The organism is Herbiconiux sp., assembly GCF_004297105.1.
GTDB lineage: Bacteria > Actinomycetota > Actinomycetes > Actinomycetales > Microbacteriaceae > Herbiconiux.
In genome coordinates, this window is the sequence record NZ_SCVE01000010.1 from 76,125 (window position 1) to 96,093 (window position 19,969).

At 68.5% G+C, this 19,969-nt stretch carries 20 protein-coding genes; 2 read left to right on the forward strand and 18 right to left on the reverse strand.

What is annotated here, in order from left to right; all coding sequences use genetic code 11:
- Positions 1 to 59: 59 nt before the first annotated feature.
- Entirely contained in the window at positions 60 to 1,784 is a 1,725-nt protein-coding gene (locus tag EPO52_RS06070) for an AtzH-like domain-containing protein (RefSeq protein ID WP_290803442.1), read from the reverse strand.
- Positions 1,777 to 2,901 (reverse strand): acetamidase/formamidase family protein, encoded by a 1,125-nt coding sequence (locus tag EPO52_RS06075; RefSeq protein WP_290803444.1) that lies wholly within the window; start codon positions 2,899 to 2,901, stop codon positions 1,777 to 1,779. Before EPO52_RS06075 ends, EPO52_RS06070 begins: the two co-directional genes overlap by 8 nt.
- Positions 2,902 to 3,052: 151 nt before the next feature.
- On the opposite strand from EPO52_RS06075, the gene EPO52_RS06080 reads away from it, so the two are divergent.
- Positions 3,053 to 3,808 carry a YoaK family protein gene (locus EPO52_RS06080; RefSeq protein WP_290803447.1) on the forward strand — a complete coding sequence of 252 codons (756 nt, stop codon included), beginning with the start codon at positions 3,053 to 3,055 and terminating at the stop codon, positions 3,806 to 3,808.
- A 514-nt stretch (positions 3,809 to 4,322) separates the two neighbouring features.
- Here EPO52_RS06080 and EPO52_RS06085 read toward each other — a convergent pair.
- The 8 genes from EPO52_RS06085 to EPO52_RS06120 form a co-directional block, all read right to left on the reverse strand.
- Positions 4,323 to 6,185, reverse strand: a complete 1,863-nt coding sequence (locus EPO52_RS06085) for an amidase family protein (RefSeq protein ID WP_290803449.1) — start codon at positions 6,183 to 6,185, stop codon at positions 4,323 to 4,325.
- Between the two features lie 41 nt (positions 6,186 to 6,226).
- On the reverse strand, positions 6,227 to 6,949 hold the full coding sequence (locus tag EPO52_RS06090) for a cohesin domain-containing protein (RefSeq protein WP_290803451.1): 723 nt from the start codon (positions 6,947 to 6,949) through the stop codon (positions 6,227 to 6,229).
- Between the two features lie 272 nt (positions 6,950 to 7,221).
- A complete protein-coding gene (locus EPO52_RS06095; RefSeq protein WP_290803454.1) occupies positions 7,222 to 8,235 on the reverse strand; it encodes an Fpg/Nei family DNA glycosylase in 1,014 nt (337 codons plus the stop codon).
- 3 nt (positions 8,236 to 8,238) lie between these two features.
- Positions 8,239 to 8,964: a ribonuclease III gene (gene rnc, locus EPO52_RS06100; protein WP_290803457.1), complete on the reverse strand. Its 726-nt coding sequence runs from the start codon at positions 8,962 to 8,964 to the stop codon at positions 8,239 to 8,241.
- Positions 8,954 to 9,184, reverse strand: coding sequence for a hypothetical protein (locus EPO52_RS06105; protein WP_290803460.1), 231 nt, complete (start codon positions 9,182 to 9,184; stop codon positions 8,954 to 8,956). Before EPO52_RS06105 ends, rnc begins: the two co-directional genes overlap by 11 nt.
- A gap of 25 nt (positions 9,185 to 9,209) precedes the next feature.
- Positions 9,210 to 9,413: a 50S ribosomal protein L32 gene (gene rpmF / locus EPO52_RS06110; protein ID WP_290803461.1), complete on the reverse strand. Its 204-nt coding sequence runs from the start codon at positions 9,411 to 9,413 to the stop codon at positions 9,210 to 9,212.
- A 67-nt stretch (positions 9,414 to 9,480) separates the two neighbouring features.
- Positions 9,481 to 9,987, reverse strand: a complete 507-nt coding sequence (locus tag EPO52_RS06115) for a DUF177 domain-containing protein (protein WP_290803552.1) — start codon at positions 9,985 to 9,987, stop codon at positions 9,481 to 9,483.
- Between the two features lie 100 nt (positions 9,988 to 10,087).
- Positions 10,088 to 11,026, reverse strand: coding sequence for a LysR family transcriptional regulator (locus EPO52_RS06120; protein ID WP_290803465.1), 939 nt, complete (start codon positions 11,024 to 11,026; stop codon positions 10,088 to 10,090).
- A gap of 115 nt (positions 11,027 to 11,141) precedes the next feature.
- On the opposite strand from EPO52_RS06120, the gene EPO52_RS06125 reads away from it, so the two are divergent.
- Positions 11,142 to 11,288: a hypothetical protein gene (locus tag EPO52_RS06125; protein ID WP_290803468.1), complete on the forward strand. Its 147-nt coding sequence runs from the start codon at positions 11,142 to 11,144 to the stop codon at positions 11,286 to 11,288.
- A gap of 18 nt (positions 11,289 to 11,306) precedes the next feature.
- Here EPO52_RS06125 and EPO52_RS06130 read toward each other — a convergent pair whose 3' ends face one another.
- The 8 genes from EPO52_RS06130 to EPO52_RS06165 all read right to left on the reverse strand — a co-directional run bounded on the left by EPO52_RS06130 (position 11,307) and on the right by EPO52_RS06165 (position 19,934).
- On the reverse strand, positions 11,307 to 12,635 hold the full coding sequence (locus tag EPO52_RS06130; protein WP_290803471.1) for an aspartate aminotransferase family protein: 1,329 nt from the start codon (positions 12,633 to 12,635) through the stop codon (positions 11,307 to 11,309).
- Positions 12,636 to 12,747: 112 nt separating this feature from the next.
- Positions 12,748 to 13,896, reverse strand: a complete 1,149-nt coding sequence (locus EPO52_RS06135) for an ABC transporter substrate-binding protein (RefSeq protein ID WP_290803474.1) — start codon at positions 13,894 to 13,896, stop codon at positions 12,748 to 12,750.
- A gap of 85 nt (positions 13,897 to 13,981) precedes the next feature.
- Entirely contained in the window at positions 13,982 to 14,821 is an 840-nt protein-coding gene (locus EPO52_RS06140) for an ABC transporter permease subunit (protein WP_290803477.1), read from the reverse strand.
- Positions 14,818 to 15,675, reverse strand: a complete 858-nt coding sequence (locus tag EPO52_RS06145) for an ABC transporter ATP-binding protein (RefSeq protein WP_290803480.1) — start codon at positions 15,673 to 15,675, stop codon at positions 14,818 to 14,820. Before EPO52_RS06145 ends, EPO52_RS06140 begins: the two co-directional genes overlap by 4 nt.
- On the reverse strand, positions 15,672 to 16,577 hold the full coding sequence (locus EPO52_RS06150) for an ABC transporter permease subunit (RefSeq protein WP_290803483.1): 906 nt from the start codon (positions 16,575 to 16,577) through the stop codon (positions 15,672 to 15,674). Before EPO52_RS06150 ends, EPO52_RS06145 begins: the two co-directional genes overlap by 4 nt.
- Entirely contained in the window at positions 16,574 to 17,590 is a 1,017-nt protein-coding gene (locus EPO52_RS06155; RefSeq protein WP_290803485.1) for a TIGR03842 family LLM class F420-dependent oxidoreductase, read from the reverse strand. Before EPO52_RS06155 ends, EPO52_RS06150 begins: the two co-directional genes overlap by 4 nt.
- A gap of 30 nt (positions 17,591 to 17,620) precedes the next feature.
- Positions 17,621 to 19,057, reverse strand: coding sequence for a dihydropyrimidinase (gene hydA / locus EPO52_RS06160; RefSeq protein ID WP_290803488.1), 1,437 nt, complete (start codon positions 19,055 to 19,057; stop codon positions 17,621 to 17,623).
- 28 nt (positions 19,058 to 19,085) lie between these two features.
- Entirely contained in the window at positions 19,086 to 19,934 is an 849-nt protein-coding gene (locus EPO52_RS06165) for a nitrilase-related carbon-nitrogen hydrolase (RefSeq protein WP_290803490.1), read from the reverse strand.
- Positions 19,935 to 19,969: the final 35 nt, after the last annotated feature.

The following is a 19,969-nucleotide window of genomic DNA, read 5'->3' on the forward strand; positions in this document are numbered from 1 at the left end:
TGTCGACGGGCCGACTCCCCGTCGACACGATGAACGGCGCCTGGAATCACCCGCTCGGGTCAGGAGCGGAGGGCCTCCGCGACCGCGGCCGCCACGTCGATGAGGTCGAGGTCGGTGCCGCGCGGGCCCACGAAGCACAGGCCGACGGGAGCCGTGCCCCCGGGCGCCGGTACCGTCATGAGGGGGGCCGAGATCGCGGGGTAGCCGCCCGTGCCCGCCACGGCGGTCATCCGCAGGGTCGACGAGCGAGCCACCGCGATGTCCTCGCCCGAGGCGGTGAGCGCGGGAGCGGCCGACGACGCGGAGGGCAGCAGCAGGATGCGGCCCGCGAGCACCTCGTCGAACCGGGCCCGGGCTGCCGCCAGCACGTCTCTCGCTGCGGACTCCTGTTGCGCGGTGACCTCTGACGCGATGTCGAATCGTTCCGCGACATCCATGGCGAGAACGCCCGGGTGCGCTTCGATCCACGCGCCGTCCTGCCTCCAGGCCTCCGCGCCCTGAACCGTGCGGAAGGCCGCGAACACCTCGTCGAGAGAACCGAGTTCCACCTGCTCCACCTCGGCGAACACCGGATCCGCGACCAACGCCGCGAACGCCGCTCGCACGTCAGGAGCGCACGACGCCGTCAGATCGGCAGACACCACGAACCGCGCCGCCAGCGACGCCGCCGCCGACCCGCCCGGACTCGGCATGGGCTCGAACCCTGCACCGGGCGCACGGTCGAGTGACGCGGCAGTCGCAGCGCGCAGCGCCGGCGCCGACCGTGTCAGCCACCCCACCGTGTCGAACGACGGCGCGAGCGGCCACAGCCCCGATGCACTCACCGCCCCGTGCGTCGTGCGGATCCCCCACAGCCCCTGGTACGACGCCGGCACCCGGATCGACCCGGCCGTGTCGGTGGCCAACCCGATCGTGGCCTGCCCGAGGGCGACAGCGGAGGCCGGCCCGCTCGACGAACCACCGGGAATCGCACCCGGCACCGCCGCATTCGGAGGGGTGCCGTAGTGCACGTTCCTCCCCGCGATGCTGTAGGCGAACTCGTCGGTCTGGGCGATGCCCTGCACCGCTGCCCCGGCGGCTCGCAGCGCGGCGACGGCCGGCGCATCCACCGTGGCCACCGGCGCCTCCGCCAGGAACTCCGGGATGCCGGCCCCCACCGCGAAACCGGCCACGTCGTAGAGGTCCTTCACCGCCACCGTCATGCCCGTCAGCGGTTGGGGCACCGTGACCGGGAGGCCATCCGGATCGAGGACGCCCTCGGCCACCACCGCCGGCAGCGCCGGCACCAACGGATTCCCGACCACCCGCCAGATGGTGCCGTTGAGGGCCGGCGCCGCGCCGTGCACGTGCGCCGCCGTGATCACCCAGTCGCCCGCCGTCGACTCCCCGAGAGCCGACCCGGATGCCGCACGCGACATCCGCTGCCACAGCTGCGTCTGCAGCCCCGAGCCGCCCTTCACGGGCACACTTACCGACACGAGCAGCACCGCGGTCGGCGAGACGACCCGCACGTGCAGTTCGGTGATCGTGCGCCGCGGCAGTCCGCCGCGCAGCCCCCGGAACGCACTGATTCGGTCGTGCCCCACGAGCAGCGCGCTCGGGTCGCCCCGCAGTGTGGTGGGTCCGGGTGCGAAGTAGCGGTCGAGCGCCTCGAGGTCGTTCGTCATGAGCGCCGACTCGTAGCCGGAGAAGGCGGCGAGCAGCTCATCGAGAGACGACGGATCGAGCGACCCGTCGATCGAAATCACGTCGAGGGGCGCATCCGCTCGTCCATGCCTAGCCACGCCGGCCCCCGATCGACGAACCACCCCGGGCGACACCCGCGAAATCCGCCAACCGTACCCGCGCGTGGACGCCCTTCACGATGTCGACCACCTGCGAGATGTCGAAGTCGGTGGCGGCACTGAGGTAGGCGTAGGCAAGGGCGCGGTCCATGCCGTACCGCGCCTCGAGCAGCCCCAGAGCAGCGCGCACGCAGTTCTGCACGGCCACATCCAGGTCTTCGTCCATGCCGGTCGGCACGAGGAACTCGCTCGTCTCGGCCAGCGGGCCGGTGACCTCGCCGAACTCGGCGAGCGCATCCGCCTGCGAGAGCAGGTCGAAGCGGATGGTGACGCGCAGCGACGCCTCCATCGCTGTGAGGGCGACCTCCCCGTCGCCCTGCGCGAAGTGCGGGTCACCGACGTAGGCGAGCGCGCCCGGAACCTGCACCGGCAGATACAGCGACGACCCCACCGTCAGCAGGTTGATGTCGATGTTGCCGCCGTGCGCTCCGGGAGGCACGGAGTGCGGGCGTGACGACCCGGCGACGGCGACACCCATGATGCCGAGGAACGGGTCGAGCGGGAAACGCACCGAGCGTTCGCCCCCGGGCACGAGCGGGAGCGTGCCGACGCGAGAGCCGTCCAGGGCGTCCTGCAGCTCGGCGAAGATGCTGACGTTGTGCTCGACCAGCGGCATCTCCCCCACGAGTGCACCCTTGCCGTGCCGGTTCGAGATCACCCCGTAGGGCACCCGTGGGCTGGTCTCGAGCACCGTCATCTTGAGAAGGTCGCCCGGCCGTGCCCCGCGCACCGCGATCGGCCCGGTGATCACGTGCGGCCCATCGGATGCGCGGCGATCGTAGTCGGAGGCAGCGAGCGCCACCGCGTCGTCGAGCACGAAGTCGCGGGTCACCCCGTGTGCGGCGAAGAAGGCGGCGGGGTCGCGGCCCTGGTCCTCGAGGATGCCCTCGTGGCTGATCGTGTCGATCGTGACGTCGGTGCCCGGGTCGATCTCGAGCACGGCCCGGTCGGCCGCGCAGGGCAGCCGACCCCACATCACCGTGTCGCGGCTGGCCGCCAGGTACTCGGTGGCGCGGATCTCCCCCGCGCCGGGTTGTAGTGCCGCCAACATCGACATCAGGTTCCGTCCTCGTGGTTCGTTCCCTGAGGGTATCGCCCGTTTGCACGGCTCCGGATGCACCGGCTACCGTTCAGGGGCATTGTTAGCACGGCCGAAACGGCTCTTAATACCGTCGAAACGTGCGCCCTCCACTCTTGGAACAGCCCGGATGAATCATCCGGAACTCCGAGCACCGACCACCGACAGGACCCCCGTGCTGCAGCGACTCCGTTCGAACCGCGACAACCTCCACCTCGCCCTGATGCTGGCGCTCACCTTCTCCACCGGAGTGGTCGACGCGGTCGGCTATCTCGGGCTCGACAAGGTGTTCGCGGGCAACATGACCGGCAACGTCGTCATCCTGGGCATGGCCCTCGCGGGGGCCGACGACCTGCCCTGGTTCGGGCCCCTGCTGGCACTGTTCGCGTTCATGTTCGGCGCCGTGATCGGCGGTCGCGTGCTGCGCCCCGTCAAGGCGGGCTGGACCACGCGCACGACCTGGCTCTTCACCGTCGTCGGCATCGTGCTGGCCGGGCTCGCCATCGCCCTGTTCATCCTGGGCGGCAAGCCGCCGCAGCCGTGGGAGCTCGTGATCACGTTCTTCCTCGCCTCGGCCATGGGGCTGCAGGCGGCCACCGCGCGGCACATCGCGGTGAAGGATGTCACCACCGTGGTCGTCACGTCGACCATCACGGGTTTCGCCGCCGACTCCCGCCTGGCGGGCGGCACAGGCCAGCCCTGGTTCCGCCGTGCCGCGGCGATCGTGCTGATCGCCGCGGGCGCCGGCCTCGGTGCACTGCTGCTCGTGGCGCACATCGGCTGGGGCGTGGCGGTCGCGGCGATCGTCACCCTCATCGCCGCGCTGCTCGGCCACATCGCGGCCCACGTGAAGCACGCGGCCCCGGCCGCTCCCGCCGACGCCTGACCGTCATTCACTTGCCACAAGTTGTGGCAACCGCCCCCGAGTTGCCACATCTTGTGGCACCCGGATGCCACGCCCACAGCCACGCCCGCATCCACTTGCCACTCGTCGTGGGCTCGCGGGGCGAGTTGCCACAACATGTGGCAACGGGATGCCGCGCCCGCAGCCACGTGCCACTCGTAGCGGGCTCCCGGCGCGAGTCGCCACAACATGTGGCAACCGGATGCCGCGCCCACAGCCACGTGCCACTCGTAGCGGGCTCCCGGCGCGAGTCGCCACAACATGTGGCAACCGGATGCCGCGCCCACACCCACTTGCCACTTGTTGCGGGCTCCCGAGGCGAGTTGCCACAACATTTGGCAACCGGATGCCGCGCCCACACCCACTTGCCACTCGTCGTGGGCTCGCGGAGCGAGTTGCCACAACATGTGGCAACTCGACGCGGAACGCCCGCCCCTCCGCGCTCCCCGAGGGGAGGCGGCAGGGCGGGCGTCCGGATGCGGGGCCGCGGCTGCGATCAGTCGAGCGGGCCGTACAGCGCGGGCGTGGTGCGCGCGTGCGTCGCCTGCTCGAAGGCGTAGCCGAGACCGATGATCGTGCTCTCATCGTAGGAACGCCCGAGGAACTCGAGGTTGACCCCCGCTCCGACCGTCGTGTTGTCGGCGGCGATCGCCTGACCCATCGGCACCGTGATCGACGGCATCCCGGTGTTCGGACTCAGCCGCATGTTGGTGCTGTACGTGCCGTACGGAGTGCCCGACGGGTAGATGAGGGCGTCCAGATCCTGGTCGTCCATCATCTGCGTCACGTACGCCTTGCCGGTCGCGATCTGCGTCGTGTGCGTGCCTGTCGGGCCCGCCCAGTTCTGGTAGGTCTCCTCGCTCACGTTGTTGCGCGGCGTGTACGTGCCGTTGATCCGCGAGGGCACCATCTTGCCCGAGGCGATGATGTCACCGAGGCTCCGCAGCGTCACATCCGACGACAGGTGGTTCTCGATGTACGTGTTCAGGTCGTGCTTGAACTCGTTCGTCGAACCGCTGCTCTCGTTGAGCACCTTGTTGAACGGATCGTTGCGGTCGGTGGGCACCGTGATCGGCACCACGGTGGCGCCCTGGGCCGTCAGGGTCGCCACGGCCTCGTTGAACAGGCGCAGCGTGGTGGCGTTGGTGCTCACCATCGACGTGACGTAGCCGATGCGGGTGCCGGCGAGCGCATCGGGGTCGAGCGCCTCGGTGTACGACTCGGGAACCAGACCCTCCTGTGCCGACGTGGCCGGGTCGGCCGCATCCACACCGGTCACCGCGTCGAGCGCCACGGCCGCGTCGGTCACGCTCCGGGCGATCGGCCCGCCGGTGTCCTGCGAGAGGGCGAGCGGGATGATGCCGTCGCGGCTCGTGAGGCCGACGGTCGGCCGGATGCCCACGAGCTGGTTGTACGTCGAAGGCACCCGGATCGAACCACCGGTGTCGGTACCGAACCCGATCCCGGCGAGGTTCGCCGAGATGGCCGCGCCCGTTCCGCCGCTCGAACCGCCCGCGGTCTTTGTGGTGTTGTACGGGCTGGCCACGAGGGTGGTGAGCTGCTGGCCGCTGGTGGGGTCCGTGCCCTGGAACGAGGTGTACTCCGAGGCGAACCCGTAGGCGAACTCGTCGAGGCTCGCCTTGGCGAGGATGACGGCGCCCGCGTCGCGGAGACCCGCCACCATGGCCGCATCCGTCGTGGTCTGGTTCGCATCCCAGCACGCACAACCGCCCGTGGTGGGCATGTCGGTGGTGTCGTAGTTGTCCTTCACGGCGATCGGGATGCCGAGCAGCATGCTCGTCATGCCGTTCGCGGCACGCTCGGCATCGGCGGCCGCAGCGGCCTCGAGAGCGACGTCGCTGGTGGTGATGATCGAGTTGAGCGCGCGACCGCCGGCACCCGTGTCGACCACCGTCTTGTCGTAGGCGGCGATGCGGTCGAGGTAGTCCTGGGTGAGCTGCACCGAGGTCACGACCCCCGCGTTCATGGCGGCCTGCATGTCGATCGCCGAGGCCTCGACGATCTCGAAGGGCCCGTCGTCATAGACCATGCGGCCCGAGACGGCCGCGAGGTCGGTCACCGTGATGGCGCCGTCGGCATCCGCGTCGGCAGCCGAGACGGATGCCCAGTCGCCGTCGGCGCTGGTGGCGCCGAGGTGCGCGGAGACCACCGCGAGGTCATCCGTGGTCACCTGGCGATCGCCCGTCACGTCGAGCTCGGTGTAGAACGGGGCCAGCAGCGCGGCCGTCGGGGTCTCCGGCGCCGCATTGGCGGGCACGGCGACGAGAGTGCCGAGGGCGAGTGCCGAGACGAGGCACGTCGCGGCAGCGGCCATGGTTCGGAGGTGTCGAGAATTCACAGAGGTCTTCCTCACAGAGGCGGGAGCGTGGGAGATGGGGTTCATCGTGCGCTCGCAGCCCGGCGCCGAAGCACCACGACGAGACCGATGGCGACAGCCACGACGGCGAACAGGATGAGTCCGCCGACACCGAACCCGGTGAGGGCGAGGTTGCCGTCCGAGACCGCGACGGCAGCGGGGGTCGACGTCGCGGTGGGCGCCGCAGAGGTCGGAGCAGGCGTGGCCGTCGGCTCCGCGGTGGGCTCGGGCTCGGTGACCGGCGGCGCGGTGATCGTCACCGGGGCGGTCGGCTCGTCGGCCAGCACCGTCGTGGCCCCGTCGCCGTCGACCAGGGTCACGGATGCGGTGATCACGGCGTCCCCGGGGGCGAGCGAGGTGAACTGCGCGGTGGCCGCCAGGTCACCCGACAGGGCGGGCGAGGTGCCCAGCCGCGTCTGCAGGAGGGTCATCGATCCGGGGGCGGTGGTGGCCGAGATGAATCCGCCGTCAGGCCCGGTGACCGAGTCGGGCACGTAGGCGAGCAGTGCCGGGTCGAACTGCAGCTCGATCTCGTAGGCGAAGACGTCGGAGGTGGCGACGAGACCGACGGCCACGTCGACGACGGCGCCGGGGGCGACATCCGGTGTCGCGGTGAGGGTGACCGAGGTCGCGGCGGGCGCGGCCACGGCGGCGCCCGCGCCGCCCAGCAGGGAGAGGCCGACGGCGAGTCCGCCGGCCAGGACGGCCGCTCGGATCCGCCGGCGGCGGGTCGGTGTTGTGTGCATCAGGACGTGGTCCTACTTTCGCTGATCGAGAGCGGCGTCAGTCGCTCGGACCGCAAGAGAACGCGGCGCGACGCAGGCCCGGCCGTGGCCGGGTGGAAGGCGTCGGTGAGATCGTCACCGCGTAGCGAGCCAGGAGCGAACCGCTCGTGGATGGTGCAGGGATGCCTACGCTAGCGACGCCAATGTCGCGAATCGTTACATGAAGATTTCCTGCAGATTACAGCTCACCAGGGGGAACTTTCCGGCACGGATTGCAGGATGCAGAGAAGTTCTCAGACGGATTCGGCCCGTGGAGCCCTCGGCAGGCGCTGACAGCGCGGGCAGAGGTGCGAGGAGCGGTTCATGAAGGCCTCGCGCACGATCGGCGTGCCGCAGCGGGAACACGACTTGCCCTGTTGCCCGTAGGCGTTGAGGCTGTGCGAGAAATACCCCGACGCCCCGTTCACGTTCACGTACTGTGCATCGAAGCTCGTGCCGCCCTCGGCCAGCGCCTTCTCGAGCACGTGCCGCACCTCGGCGAGCAGCTCGCGGGCTCGCGCGCGCGCGAGGCGATCGGTCGGGTACTCGTAGTGCAGTCGCGCGGCCCAGAGCGATTCGTCGGCGTAGATGTTGCCGATGCCGGAGATGAGCGTCTGATCGAGCAGCGCTCGCTTGAGCCCCGTGCGCCGCCGCGCCAAGGCCGCGAAGAACCGGCGCTCGTCGAAGGCAGGATCGAGCGGATCGCGCGCGATGTGCGCCACCTGCGACGGCACGCGCATTCGCCAGTCATCGGCGGACCGAGCGTCAGCGGGCCCGGTCCAGGTCGCGGACGCCGACACGGAATCTCTCGCGGGTGCACCTGCCGCCGCGGACCCGAAGTACCCGCCCGCATGCCCGTCCGAGGTCGGCACGAGCGAATCCACCGCCATCGACCCGAAGATGCGCTGGTCGACGAAATTCACCCAGAACTCGCCGTGCTCCGGGTGCTCGATGTGCAACCGGATGCGCAGCAGCCCGCCCTCCTCGACCCCCGGTGTGCGCAACAGCACCTGGCCGCTCATGCCGAGGTGGGTCACGAGCGCCTGAGCCCTGCCGCCGGCATCTGACAGCGGGAACCACAAGAACTTGCCCCGTCGTGCGGCCGCCAGGATGCGGCGGCCCTCCAGGAGGTCGACGAACGACCCCTCGAGCGCGCTGTGCCGCTTCAGCGACCGCTGGTCGAACACTTCCACCGCGGTGACGAGGGCCCCCGCCACCGCCGGTTCGAGGCCGGCCCGCACCACCTCGACCTCGGGGAGCTCGGGCACCGCCTAGGCCTTCGCGGCCGGAGGGGCCAGCAGGGCGAATGCCGTCGCGGCCGCAATCGATTCGGCCTGCTTCTTGCTGCTGCCATCGCCCGTGGCCGTGAGGGGCTCGCCGCCGCCCTTCGCCCGCGTGAGGGTCACCGTGGCGTGGAACGCCTTCTGGTGGTCCGGCCCGCTCTCGGCGATCGAATACACCGGCGCCTCGTAGCCATTGGCGGCGGCGCGCTCCTGCAGGGAGGTCTTCGGGTCCATGGTGACGCCGAAGCGCGACGGGTCGCTGGCCAGCGGCGCCACCAGGCGCAGAACGAGGGCGGTGGCGACATCCGCACCCTGGTCGAGGAAGGTCGCCCCGATGAGCGCCTCCATCGTGTCGGCGAGGATCGACGCCTTGTCGCGGCCGCCCGTGAGCTCTTCGCCGCGACCGAGCTTCAGAAATGGCCCGAGTCCGATGGTGCGGGCGATCTCGGCCAGAGCCACGGTCGAGACGAGCGACGCCCGCCTCTTCGCGAGTTCGCCCTCGTCGAGGGCGTCGTAGGTGGTGTAGAGCATCACCGTGACGGCCTGGCCCAGGATGGAGTCGCCGAGAAACTCGAGGCGCTCGTTCGTGGGCACGCCACCGTGCTCGTAGGAGTACGAGCGGTGCGTCAGCGCGAGATCGAGGAGCTCAGGATCGAGCTCGATCTGCAGGGTCGCCAAAAGGTGCGACCGGTCACCTTCGAATTCAGAAGTCACCGTGTCGCACCCTGCCGATATTGCCTGCTCGCAGCACGCCCCCGTAGGGCACCGTGCCGAGACTGCCTGCTCGCAGCACGCCCCCGTAGGGCACCGTGCCGATATTGCCTGCTCGCGGCACGTCCCCGTAGGGCACCGTGCCGATATTGCCTGCTCGCGGCACGTCCCCGTAGGGCACCGTGCCGATATTGCCTGCTCGCGGCACGTCCTTGAAAATCAACGCCCCACGACCCGTGACAATAAACTCAGACGTCGGCGACCTTGCGCCCCTTGTACTCCATGAAGAGCGGGGTGCCGGCGGAGTCTTCGACGACCTTCGCGCGGTGCGGAAGGCTGTAGGTGGTCTTGCCGTTCTCCACGGTCTTGACGAGCGTGGGGATCTCGGCCTTCCACTGCGAACGACGCGCGTGGGTGTTGGAACGTGACTGCTTCCGCTTCGGAACCGCCATGACTATCTCTCTTCTGTTCGGCCGGATCTGCGCTGCTCGCACACAACCGGCGGTCTCGACACCGCGACTACTTGCCGCTTGCGTCCATGTCTTCGGAAGCCTTCTCCGCGCCGCCCGACTTCTCAGGCAGACTCAGGCCGGCCAGCGCCGACCATCTCGGGTCGATCACATCGGGCACACGTTGTACCGGCTGATCGGCCAGTCTCTCGCCCGTCACCGGGTCGAGGCCTGGGCAATCCGGCGTGCACACCGGCTGGAACGGAAGTGACAGCACCACCGTATCCCTGATCAGAGGTTCGAGATCGACATGGTCGTCGTGAACCTCGTAATCGAAAGCTTCGTCAGAAGAATACGCGAAAATCTCCTGGAATTCGACTTCGACGGGCTGGATGATGTCGCGGAGGCATCTCCCGCAGACACCGGATGCCTCTGCGGAGAGCTCTGCGCTCACGAGAACACCCTCGTGCACCGACTCCAGCCGCAGGTCGAGATCGAGCTCCGCGCCGGCCTGCACCGCCACCAGACCCTCGCCCAGCTTGTCTTTCGTGACGATGGCGAGGGAGTGCTCGCGCATCTCTCCGGGCTTGTGGATGAGATCGCGCACGTTGACCGTGTAAGGGGTCTTCCTGAATGTGCTCACTGCGAGATTCTACCGTCGATCGTGGGGGCCTCCGTCAGTCGCGGGGCGGGTTGCGGTGCACGTTCGCGGCCACCACCGCATCCGCCTCGGCGCGCAACGCGTCGATCACGGTGCGCACGGCCAGCCGCTCAGCGCGGTCGGGGCGCATCAGCGCGAAGATGTGGCGTTCGGCGACGACGCCACGCAGGTTCTTCAGCACGATCTCACTTCGGTACGCGCCGCCGGCCGTGTAGCAGGGCAGGATGGCGATGCCGAGCCCGCCCGCCACGAACGCCTCGGTGACGCGGGTGTCACCGAACCGTTGCACCACGTTCATCGGCGCCCCGGCTGCGGTCGAGATGTCCTGGATGGTGCGCTCGAAGGGGTATCCCCAAGGCACCCCGATCCAGCGCTCCCCCACCAGATCCTCCGGGTCGAGCATGTCCTTCGACGCCAGCGGATGCCCCGGGGGCAGTGCGATGTCGAGCGGCTCCGTCATGAGCTTCACGGCCGTGATCTCCCGCGCGGGCCAGTTCGTGGCCGCAGACGAGGCGGTGTGCGCGAGGACGATGTCGAAGTCGGCCGTCAGCGCGGGGAAGTCGTCGCTCTCGGGGTCGCGGTCGGAACAGTGCAGCGTGAGCCCGCCCACCTCGTCGAGGCGCTTCACCACACCGGGCAGCAGCATCTGGCCCCCGGTCGGGAAGGTGGCCAGCGACACCTCGCCGGTGGGGTCGTTGCGGAACTCGTCCCACAACGCATTCGCGTGCTCGATGGCGACAGCGACATCGGAGGCACTGCGGGCGAGCGCACGGCCCGCATCCGTCAGGACGATGCCGCGTCCGGCCTTCTCGGTGAGCGGCAGCCCTGCCTCTCGCTCGAGCACGCGCAGCTGCTGAGACACCGCGGAAGGCGTGCGGTGGGTGGCGCGCGCCACCTCGGTGATGCTCCCGCGCTCGGCGAGTTCACGCAGCAGTTCGAGCCGTCTGACATCCATGAAGGAACTCTACAACGAGACAGCAGAACTACTCGATTGATCTAATCACAATCCGCTGCCACGGTGAGGGGACCAGGCACCGCACCCTCGTTGCCCTCCCGGAAGGAAGCACACCATGATCGCACTCCTCGTCGTTCTCGCCCTTCTCGCCGCCACCGGGATCGCCGCCACCGTCGACACGCTGGTGCGCGACGGCCACCGCCGGGTGCCCACCGCCGACCCGACGGCGGGCACCTGGGCGCAGCGGCTCGAACACCGCTGATCCCGGGCTGGGGTCGGACTAGGCGAGCGAGGCGAACGCCTCGTCGTAGAGCGCGAGCGCCTTCTCCACCTCGGCATCGGTGACGACGCAGGGCGGCACGACGTGCAGCCGGTTGTCGGCCGTGAAGGGCAGTAGCCCCCGAAAGAGCAGCGCAGCCTTCAGCGCCCCGATCACGGATGCGGGCACCGGCTCGCGCGTCTCCCGGTCGGTCACGAGGTCGAGCGCCCAGAACACGCCGAGACCACGCACGTCTCCGATGATCTCGTACTTCTCCGCGAGTGCCGCGAGGCCCGGGGCGAGGAGTTCCCGACCGATTCGCTCGGCGTTCGTCACGATGCCCTCCGATTCCATGGCGTCGAGAGTGCCGACGATGGCCGCCATCGCGAGCGGATGCCCCGAGTAGGTGAGGCCGCCCGGGAACACGGCGTCGTCGAAGATCTCGGCGATCGACGGAGAGATGATCACACCACCGGCCGGCACGTAGCCCGAGTTGACCCCCTTGGCGAAGGTGATGAGGTCGGGCTCGACGACACCGCCCTCCTGCTCGGCGAGCGACTGGAACGCGAACCAGCCGCCGGTGCGGCCGAATCCGGCCATCACCTCGTCGAAGATCAGCACGATGCCGTACTTGTCGGCCAGGGCTCGCACTCCCGTGAGGTATCCGGGCGGCGGCACGAGCACGCCGGCGGTGCCGGGCACGGTCTCGATGAGGATGGCCGCGATCGAGGCCGCACCCTCCGACACGATCACCCGCTCGAGGTGGTGCAGCGCCCGCTCGCACTCCTGCTGGGGCGTCGACGACCAGAACTCGGAACGGTATGCGAACGGCCCGAAGAAGTGCGCGTGGCCGCGCGCATACTCGTTGGGCACACGCCGCCAGTCGCCCGTGGCCACCACGGCCGCACCGGTGTTGCCGTGGTAGGAGCGGTAGGTCGAGAGCACCTTGTCCCGGCCCGTGTAGAGCCGCGCCATCCGGATCGCGTTCTCGTTCGCATCCGCACCGCCGTTGGTGAAGAACACGTTGTTGAACGAGGCGCCCGCCCGGTCGAGGATGCGCTGAGCGGCCTTGCCCCGGGTCAGGTTGGCGTGGGCGGGGGCCACGGTGGTGAGGATGTCGGCCTGCTCCTTGATGGCGGACACGACCGCAGGATGCTGATGCCCGATGTTCGTGTTCACGAGCTGCGACGAGAAGTCGAGGTACTCGTTGCCCTCGAAGTCCCACACCGTCGACCCGAGACCGCCGGCGATCACCATGGGGTTCAACGCCCCCTGGGCCGACCACGAATGGAAGACGTGGGCACGATCGAGTTCGCGCGTGAGCTGCTGGTCGGCGGGGTCGAGAGTCATGGTGCGTGCTTCTTTCTGGGTAGTGCGAGTAGATCCTCGCGACTCGCCAATATCCTGTCCAACTGCGGTCAGGTAGACCGGATTTTGGCGAGTCGCGAGGAGGAAGGGGTGGCTAGTTGCCACCCTCCTTCAGGGTGACCGTGATGGGCTTGTAGTCGGTGCCCATGACATCGACCCCTTCGTCCTTCAGTTCGGCGAGCGCCTTCTCCACGTACTCGTTCGAGAACGCGGTGGCCGGCGGCTCCGAGGTGATCACGGTGGAGCCCGTCTCGTTGGGGGTGTCCATGGCGATCTTCACCGTCTGGTCCCACTGGTCCTGGTTGATCGTGCCGACACCCGAGGTGGAGGGCCAGATCAGCTTGTTGACCTCGTTGGTCATCCAGAGCTGGTGGCTCTCACCGAGCTGGGAGCCGGAGGCGGTGACGATCTTCGCGGCTTCCTCCGGGTTGTCGCGGGCGTAGGCCCAGCCCTCGATGGAGGCCTTGATGAACTTCACCGCGGTGTCGGCGTAGGCGGAGTCGCTCGCGAGGCGGTCGGAGTCGGCCCAGATCGCATCCTGGAGCATCGCGGTGCCCTCGTCGTTCCAGTCGATGACGTTCAGGTCGTCGGGCGTGTACAGCTCGCCCGTGGCCGGGTTGATCGTCTCGAGCACCTGCGCGTACTCGTTGTAGGTCATGGCCTGAGCGGCCTGGATGTCGCCGGCCAGGAACCCGTTCATGTCGAACGCCTGGGAGACGAGCGAGATGTCGGAGAGGTTCACCCCGGCCTTGCCCATGCCCGCGAAGAGCTCCCACTCGTTGCCGTAGCCCCAGCTGCCGACGGTCTTGCCCTTGAGGTCGGCGGTGCTCGTGATTCCGGCATCCTTCATGGAGATCTGGGTGGTGCCGCTCCGCTCGAAGATCTGCGCGATGTCGGTCACCGCCGCGCCCTGCTCGATCGAGCCGAGCACCTTGGGCACCCAGGAGATCGCGAAGTCGGCGTCGCCGCCCGTGAGCACGTCGATCGGCACGATGTCGGCCGCACCCTCGAGGATGGTGACGTCGAGGCCCTCCTTCTCGTAGAAACCCTGGTCGACCGCCGCGTAGTAGCCGGCGAACTGGGCCTGCGAGAACCACTGCAGCTGCAGGGTCACCGGGGTGAGATCACCGCTGGCGGAATCGGTCGAATCGGTCGACGAGCCCCCGCTCGAGCAACCGGCGAGCGCGAGCGCGGTGACGGCCAGAGCCCCGACGCCCGTGATGAGACGTGTGCTGTGTTTCATTGCTTCCTCCTTGTGTGGTGCTGGCGGTGGTGCGGACATCCAACGCCTCCCGGAAGTGCTGTGCGGGAGCGCGAGGCCTGTTCGATCAGCTCGTCGGCCGGTAGTGCCGGGTGGCGAACATCTCGATTGCGAGGGTGACGCAGTAGAACACGAGACCCACGAGGATGGCGCCGAGCACATAGGCCCAGGCGAGGTTGTAGTTCGACGATGAGGCGGCCGAGGTGATCGACTTGCCGAGGCCGCCGACGGGTCCGCCGAAGTACTCGGCGATCAGCGCGGAGATCACGGCGAGGCTCGACGCGATGCGCAGCCCGGTGAAGATGAACGGCAACGCACCGGGCACGGTGACGGTGCGCGTCATCTGCCACGCGGATGCCGCATACACATGCAGAAGATCGCGGTGCACCGGGCGCACCTGCCGCAGGCCCCGGAGAGTGTTGATGTACACGGGGATGAACACGGCGATGGCGGCCACCAGCTGCCGCGCCGTCTCGGCACCGGCCCCGAACATCGTGTAGAGCACGGGGGCCAGCGCGACGATCGGGATGACGGCGAGGGCCGCGACGATGGCCACGGAGAGCTCGTCGACCACCCGCACGAGGGCGGCGAGGATGGCGAACACGATGCCCACGATGCCGCCGATGACGAGTCCCACCAGGGCATTGCCCCCGGTGACGACCGCGCCCGCCACCACCGTGGCGATGTTCGTGCCGAACTCCCCACCGATCGACAGCGGGGCGGGGACGATGAACGGCTTGATGTCGAACACGACCACGGCGAGCTGCCACAGCAGCAGTGCGACGACTCCGAGAAGCACGGGCGCGAGGATCGTGCGCAGACGGCCGGCACCTGCCCCGCCCGCCGCCGGCTGCTTCGACGCCGTGCCCGCACCGGGGGCCGGTGCGGTGACCGTGGTGGCGGTCATCGCGTCTCGACCCCGCGCACGCCCACGGGCGCCTCGCCGTGCAGCAGCTCGCGCACCTTGCTGACGTTCTCGAAGAAGGCCTCGTTCTCGCGCAGCTGCTCGTTGCGCTCGGCAGCCGACCCGAGCGAGACGGTGAGGATGTCGCGGATGCGCCCGGGCCTCGGCGACATGACCACCACGCGGTTCGACAGGTACACGGCCTCGGGGATGGAGTGGGTGACGAACACCACGGCGGCGCCCGTCTCGGCGGTGATCTTCACGAGTTCGGTCTGCATCCGTTCGCGGGTCATCTCGTCGAGCGCGCCGAACGGCTCGTCCATGAGCAGCAGGCGCGGGCTCTCGGCGAGGGCACGGGCGATGGCCACGCGCTGCTGCATGCCTCCCGAGAGCTGGTCGGGGTAGCTCTCCGCGAAGTCGGAGAGGCCCACGAGGGCGAGCAGCTCGGCGGAGCGCGCCTTCCGGGCGGCGGAACCCACCTTGTGCAGCTCGAGCGGCAGCTCGATGTTGCCCGTGACGGTGCGCCAGGGCAGGAGGCCGGCCTGCTGGAAGGCGATGCCGTACTCCTGGTCGATGCGCGCTTGGCGAGCCGTCTTGCCGAACACGGTGACCGAGCCCGTCGACGGGGTGTCGAGATCGGCGATGAGCCGGAGCAGCGTCGACTTGCCGCATCCGGAGGGCCCGATGAGCGACACGAACTCGCCCGGCGCGACCGTGAGATCGATGTTCTCGAGTGCCGTCACGGTGGCCTTCTTCTTGCCCACGAAGACCTTGTCGACGCCGGTGACCTGCACGGCGGCGGCGACATCGGTGGCCGTCACGGGCTGGGTGGCGGATGCTGCGGGCGCCTCGCTCATGCGGGCACCTCCCCTCTGCGGTAGCGACGGAGCAGGACTCCGAGAAGTGCGATGAAGCCGGCGGCCACGAGCCCCACGGCGATGGCCCCGAAGATCGGCGCCCAGGTCTTGGCCGGGTCGCCCGAAGCCTGCTGGGCGAACTCGATGATCATGCGGCCGAGACCGCCGCGCAGGCCGATCGAGACCTCGGCCACGACCGTGCCGATGACGGCGTTGGCGGCCGCGAGCCGCAGGGCCGGCAGGAGGTACGGAACGCTTGCGGGGAGGCGGAGAGTGAACAGGGTGCGCCACCATCCGACTCCGTAGCTGCGGAACAGCTCGACGTGGATGGTGTCGGGCGAGTTGAGACCGCGCAGAGCGCCGATCGACACGGGGAAGAACGCGAGATATGAGGCGATCACGGCCACCGACATCCAGTTCTCCCAGGTGAAGTCGCCGAACTCGAGCTGCGAACCCCAGCGCCGCACGAGGGGTGCGATCGCGATGAGCGGAACGGTCTGGCTGAGGATGATCCACGGCAGCACCGCCGACTCCGCCGTGCGGAAGCGCTGCATGAGCACGGCGAGCAGCATCCCCACGACGACACCGACCACCCAGCCCACGGCGGCCACGCCGAGAGTGAACACCGAGGCCTGCAGCACATCGACCCACACCGGAGCGGCGTTACGGCCGCCGCCGCTGTTCTCGAACAACCGGCCCACCATGTCCCAGACGTGGGGCATGGCGAGATCCGTGGTGCGCGGCAGGATCGTGAGGTCGCCCACCACGACTCCGGATGCCGGCCCGAGGGCCTTGTAGAGCTCCCACAGCACCACGAGCAGCACGATGCCTGCCGCCCCGAAGGCGATGCGCCTCAGGGTCTGGTTGCCGCGCGGGGCGCCCTTCTCGGAGCCTCGGCTCATGCCTTGGCCGTGATGTGGTCGCGGAGGGCCGGCATGACCGTCTCGCCGTAGACGCGGAGCGTCTCCTCCTTGTTGTCGTGCTGGAGGTAGCCGGCGAACTGGGTGCAGCCGATCTCCTTGTACTGCTCGAGCTTCTCGATGTGGTCCTTCGCGGTGCCGAGCACGCAGAACCGGTCGACGATCTCATCGGGCACGAAGCTCGTGTGGGTGTTGCCCGCTCGGCCGTGCTCGTTGTAGTCGTAGCCCTCGCGACCCGCGATGTAGTCGGTGAGGGCCTGCGGAACCGCGCCATCCGTGCCGTACTTCGACACGATGTCGGCCACGTGGTTGCCCACCATGCCGCCGAACCAGCGGCACTGGTCGCGCATGTGCTCCCAGTCGTCGCCGATGTACATCGGGGCGGCGATGCAGAACTTGATGGCCATGGGGTCGCGGCCCGCGTCGGAGGCGGCCGTGCGCACCCGCTCGATCATCCACTTGGCGATGTCGACGTCACCGCACTGGAGGATGAAGCCGTCTCCCACCTCGCCCGTGAGCTTCAGGGCGAGCGGGCCGTAGGCGGCCACCCACATCTCGAGCTCGGAGCCCTGGCTCCAGGGGAACTGCAACGTGGCTCCGTTGTACTCCACGGCCCGGCTGCTGGCCAGTTCGCGGATGACGTGGATCGATTCGCGCAATGACTTCAGCGTGGTGGGCGCCCCATTGGTGACGCGCACTGCCGAGTCGCCGCGGCCGATGCCGCACACCGTGCGGTTGCCGTACATCTCGTTGAGCGTGGCGTAGACGGATGCGGTGACCGTCCAGTCGCGGGTGGCCGGGTTCGTCACCATCGGGCCGACCTTGATCTTGTGCGTCTCGGCCAGGATCTGGCTGTAGATCACATAGGGCTCCTGCCAGAGCAGGTGCGAGTCGAAGGTCCAGAAGTAGTCGAAGCCGAACTGCTCGCTGAGCTTGGCGAGCCCGACGGTGCGGGCGGCGGGCGGGTTGGTCTGTACGACGGCGCCGAAATCCATGCTGTGGTTCCTTTTTCTCTCGGAGATCGGTCAGATCAGGTACTGGCTGAGGCCGCGCTTGAAGTACGCGCCGTCGCCCTTGCGACCGAGGTAGCTGTTGTCATCCACGATCTTGCGGCCGCGGGAGAACACGGTGTCGACGTGGCCGTCGATCTCGTAGCCTTCCCAGGCCGAGTAGTCCATGTTCATGTGATGGGTCTTGCCCACACCGATCGACGTGTGGCCGTTCGGGTCGTAGATCACCACGTCGCCGTCGGCCCCGGGCTGGATGACGCCCTTCTTGCCGTAGATGCCGAACATCCGCGCCGGCGTGGTGCTCGTGAGCTCGACCCAGCGCGGGAGGCTGATCTCTCCCATCACGACACCCTGGTAGATGAGGTCCATGCGGTGCTCGACCGAGCCGATGCCGTTCGGGATCTTCGAGAAGTTGCCGATCCCCATGTCTTTCTGGCCCTTCATGCAGAAGGGGCAGTGGTCGGTGGAGATCACCTGGAGATCGTTCGTACGCAGGCCCTGCCACATGTGGTGCTGGTGGCCCTCGTGCTTCGAGCGCAGCGGCGTCGAGCACACCCACTTCGCGCCCTCGAAATCGCCCCACTCCGGGCTGGTGGCACCGAGCTGGTCTTCCAGGCTCAGGTACAGGTACTGGGGGCAGGTCTCGGCGAACACGTTCTGGCCCGTGTCGCGCGCCTGGGTGATCTGCGCGAGGGCCTCCTTCGCGGAGACGTGCACGATGTAGAGCGGGGCGCCGGTGAGGTTCGCGAGCATGATCGCCCGGTGGGTGGCCTCCTCCTCCGCCTGCCACGGGCGCGAGATGCCGTGGTAGAACGGCGTGGTCTCGCCGCGCTCGATGTGCTGCTGCACGAGCAGGTCGATGACCGACCCGTTCTCGGCGTGCATCATCATGAGGGCTCCGTTCTGGGAGCCCTTCTGCATCGCCTTCACGATCTGGCCGTCGTCGGAGAGGAACACGCCCTTGTAGGCCATGAAGAGCTTGAAGGAGGTGACACCCTCGTTGATCAGCTCATCCATCGCGGTGAGGCTCGAGTCCTGCACGTCGGAGAGGATCTGGTGGAAGCCGTAGTCGACGGCGCACTCGCCGGCGGCCTTCTGCTGCCACAGGTTGTACTGGTCGAGGATGTTCTCGCCGGCGTACTGCACCACGAAGTCGATGATGCTCGTGGTGCCGCCGTGAGCCGCCGCACGGGTTCCGGTCTCGAACGTGTCGCTGGCCTCGGTGCCGCCGAACGGCATCTGCATGTGCGTGTGCGCGTCGATCCCGCCCGGGATGACGTACTTGCCGGAGGCGTCGACGACCTCGTCGACGTTGCGTGCCAGATCGAACCCGAGAAGCGTGCTTCCCGGGGCCAGAACCGCAGCGATCGTGTCGCCATCGATCAGGACATCCGCTTGGGCGGTTCCGGTCGCATTCACGACGGTCCCGTTGGTGATCAGTGTCTTCGTCATCGTCAGCTCCGTTGCTCTGCTCGGCGGGTCACGGTTTCGGGATGCTCGTGTACGAGTCAGGCCGGCGGTCGCGGTAGAACTGCCAGTCGTTGCGCACCGCGCGGATCATGTCGAGATCGAGGTCGCGGATCACGATCTCCTCCTGGTCGCCTGAGGCGTACCCGCCCACGATGTTGCCCTGCGGGTCGGCGAACTGGCTGGTGCCGTAGAAGGTGACGGCGAGGTCGCCGTACTCGTTGTCCTCACGGCCCACGCGGTTCGGGGCGGCCACGAAGTAGCCGTTCGCCGCCGCGGCCGCGGGCTGCTCGAGCTCCCAGAGCCGGTTCGAGAGGCCGGGCTTCGTGGCGTTGGGGTTGAACACGATCTCGGCTCCGTTCAGGCCGAGTTCGCGCCATCCTTCCGGGAAGTGCCGGTCGTAGCAGATGTAGACGCCGATCTTGCCGACGGCGGTGTCGAACACGGGGTAGCCGAGGTTTCCGGGCCGGAAGTAGAACTTCTCCCAGAAGCGGTCGACGTGCGGGATGTGGTGCTTGCGGTACGAGCCGAGGATCGTGCCGTCGGCATCCACCACCACGGCCGTGTTGTAGTACACGCCGGGCTGGTCCTCTTCGTAGATCGGAAGGATGATCACGAGGTTCAGCTCTTTGGCGAGGGCGGCGAAGCGCTGCACGATGGGGCCGTCGGCCGCCTCGGCGTAGTCGTAGTACTTCTTGTCCTGCGTGATGCCGAAGTAGGGCCCGTAGAACAGCTCCTGGAAGCAGATCACCTGCGCACCGTCGGCTGCCGCATCACGAGCGAACTGCTCGTGCTTGGCGATCATCGATTCCTTGTCGCCTGTCCAGGTCGCTTGGGTGATCGCAGCGCGCACCGTCGTCATCGGCAAATCCTCTCCCACAAGACGAGGTGGTGGTT

Bases quoted from the DNA above. Each gene is read 5' to 3' on its own strand.
- EPO52_RS06075 (WP_290803444.1), bottom strand. From the start codon at position 2,901: ATGTCGATGTTGGCGGCACTACAACCCGGCGCGGGGGAGATCCGCGCC.
- EPO52_RS06080 (WP_290803447.1), top strand. From the start codon at position 3,053: ATGAATCATCCGGAACTCCGAGCACCGACCACCGACAGGACCCCCGTG.
- EPO52_RS06090 (WP_290803451.1), bottom strand. From the start codon at position 6,949: ATGCACACAACACCGACCCGCCGCCGGCGGATCCGAGCGGCCGTCCTG.
- rpmF (WP_290803461.1), bottom strand. From the start codon at position 9,413: ATGGCGGTTCCGAAGCGGAAGCAGTCACGTTCCAACACCCACGCGCGT.
- EPO52_RS06115 (WP_290803552.1), bottom strand. From the start codon at position 9,987: ATGCGCGAGCACTCCCTCGCCATCGTCACGAAAGACAAGCTGGGCGAG.
- EPO52_RS06120 (WP_290803465.1), bottom strand. From the start codon at position 11,026: ATGGATGTCAGACGGCTCGAACTGCTGCGTGAACTCGCCGAGCGCGGG.
- EPO52_RS06125 (WP_290803468.1), top strand. From the start codon at position 11,142: ATGATCGCACTCCTCGTCGTTCTCGCCCTTCTCGCCGCCACCGGGATC.
- EPO52_RS06130 (WP_290803471.1), bottom strand. From the start codon at position 12,635: ATGACTCTCGACCCCGCCGACCAGCAGCTCACGCGCGAACTCGATCGT.
- EPO52_RS06135 (WP_290803474.1), bottom strand. From the start codon at position 13,896: ATGAAACACAGCACACGTCTCATCACGGGCGTCGGGGCTCTGGCCGTC.
- EPO52_RS06140 (WP_290803477.1), bottom strand. From the start codon at position 14,821: ATGACCGCCACCACGGTCACCGCACCGGCCCCCGGTGCGGGCACGGCG.
- EPO52_RS06145 (WP_290803480.1), bottom strand. From the start codon at position 15,675: ATGAGCGAGGCGCCCGCAGCATCCGCCACCCAGCCCGTGACGGCCACC.
- EPO52_RS06150 (WP_290803483.1), bottom strand. From the start codon at position 16,577: ATGAGCCGAGGCTCCGAGAAGGGCGCCCCGCGCGGCAACCAGACCCTG.
- EPO52_RS06155 (WP_290803485.1), bottom strand. From the start codon at position 17,590: ATGGATTTCGGCGCCGTCGTACAGACCAACCCGCCCGCCGCCCGCACC.
- hydA (WP_290803488.1), bottom strand. From the start codon at position 19,057: ATGACGAAGACACTGATCACCAACGGGACCGTCGTGAATGCGACCGGA.
- EPO52_RS06165 (WP_290803490.1), bottom strand. From the start codon at position 19,934: ATGACGACGGTGCGCGCTGCGATCACCCAAGCGACCTGGACAGGCGAC.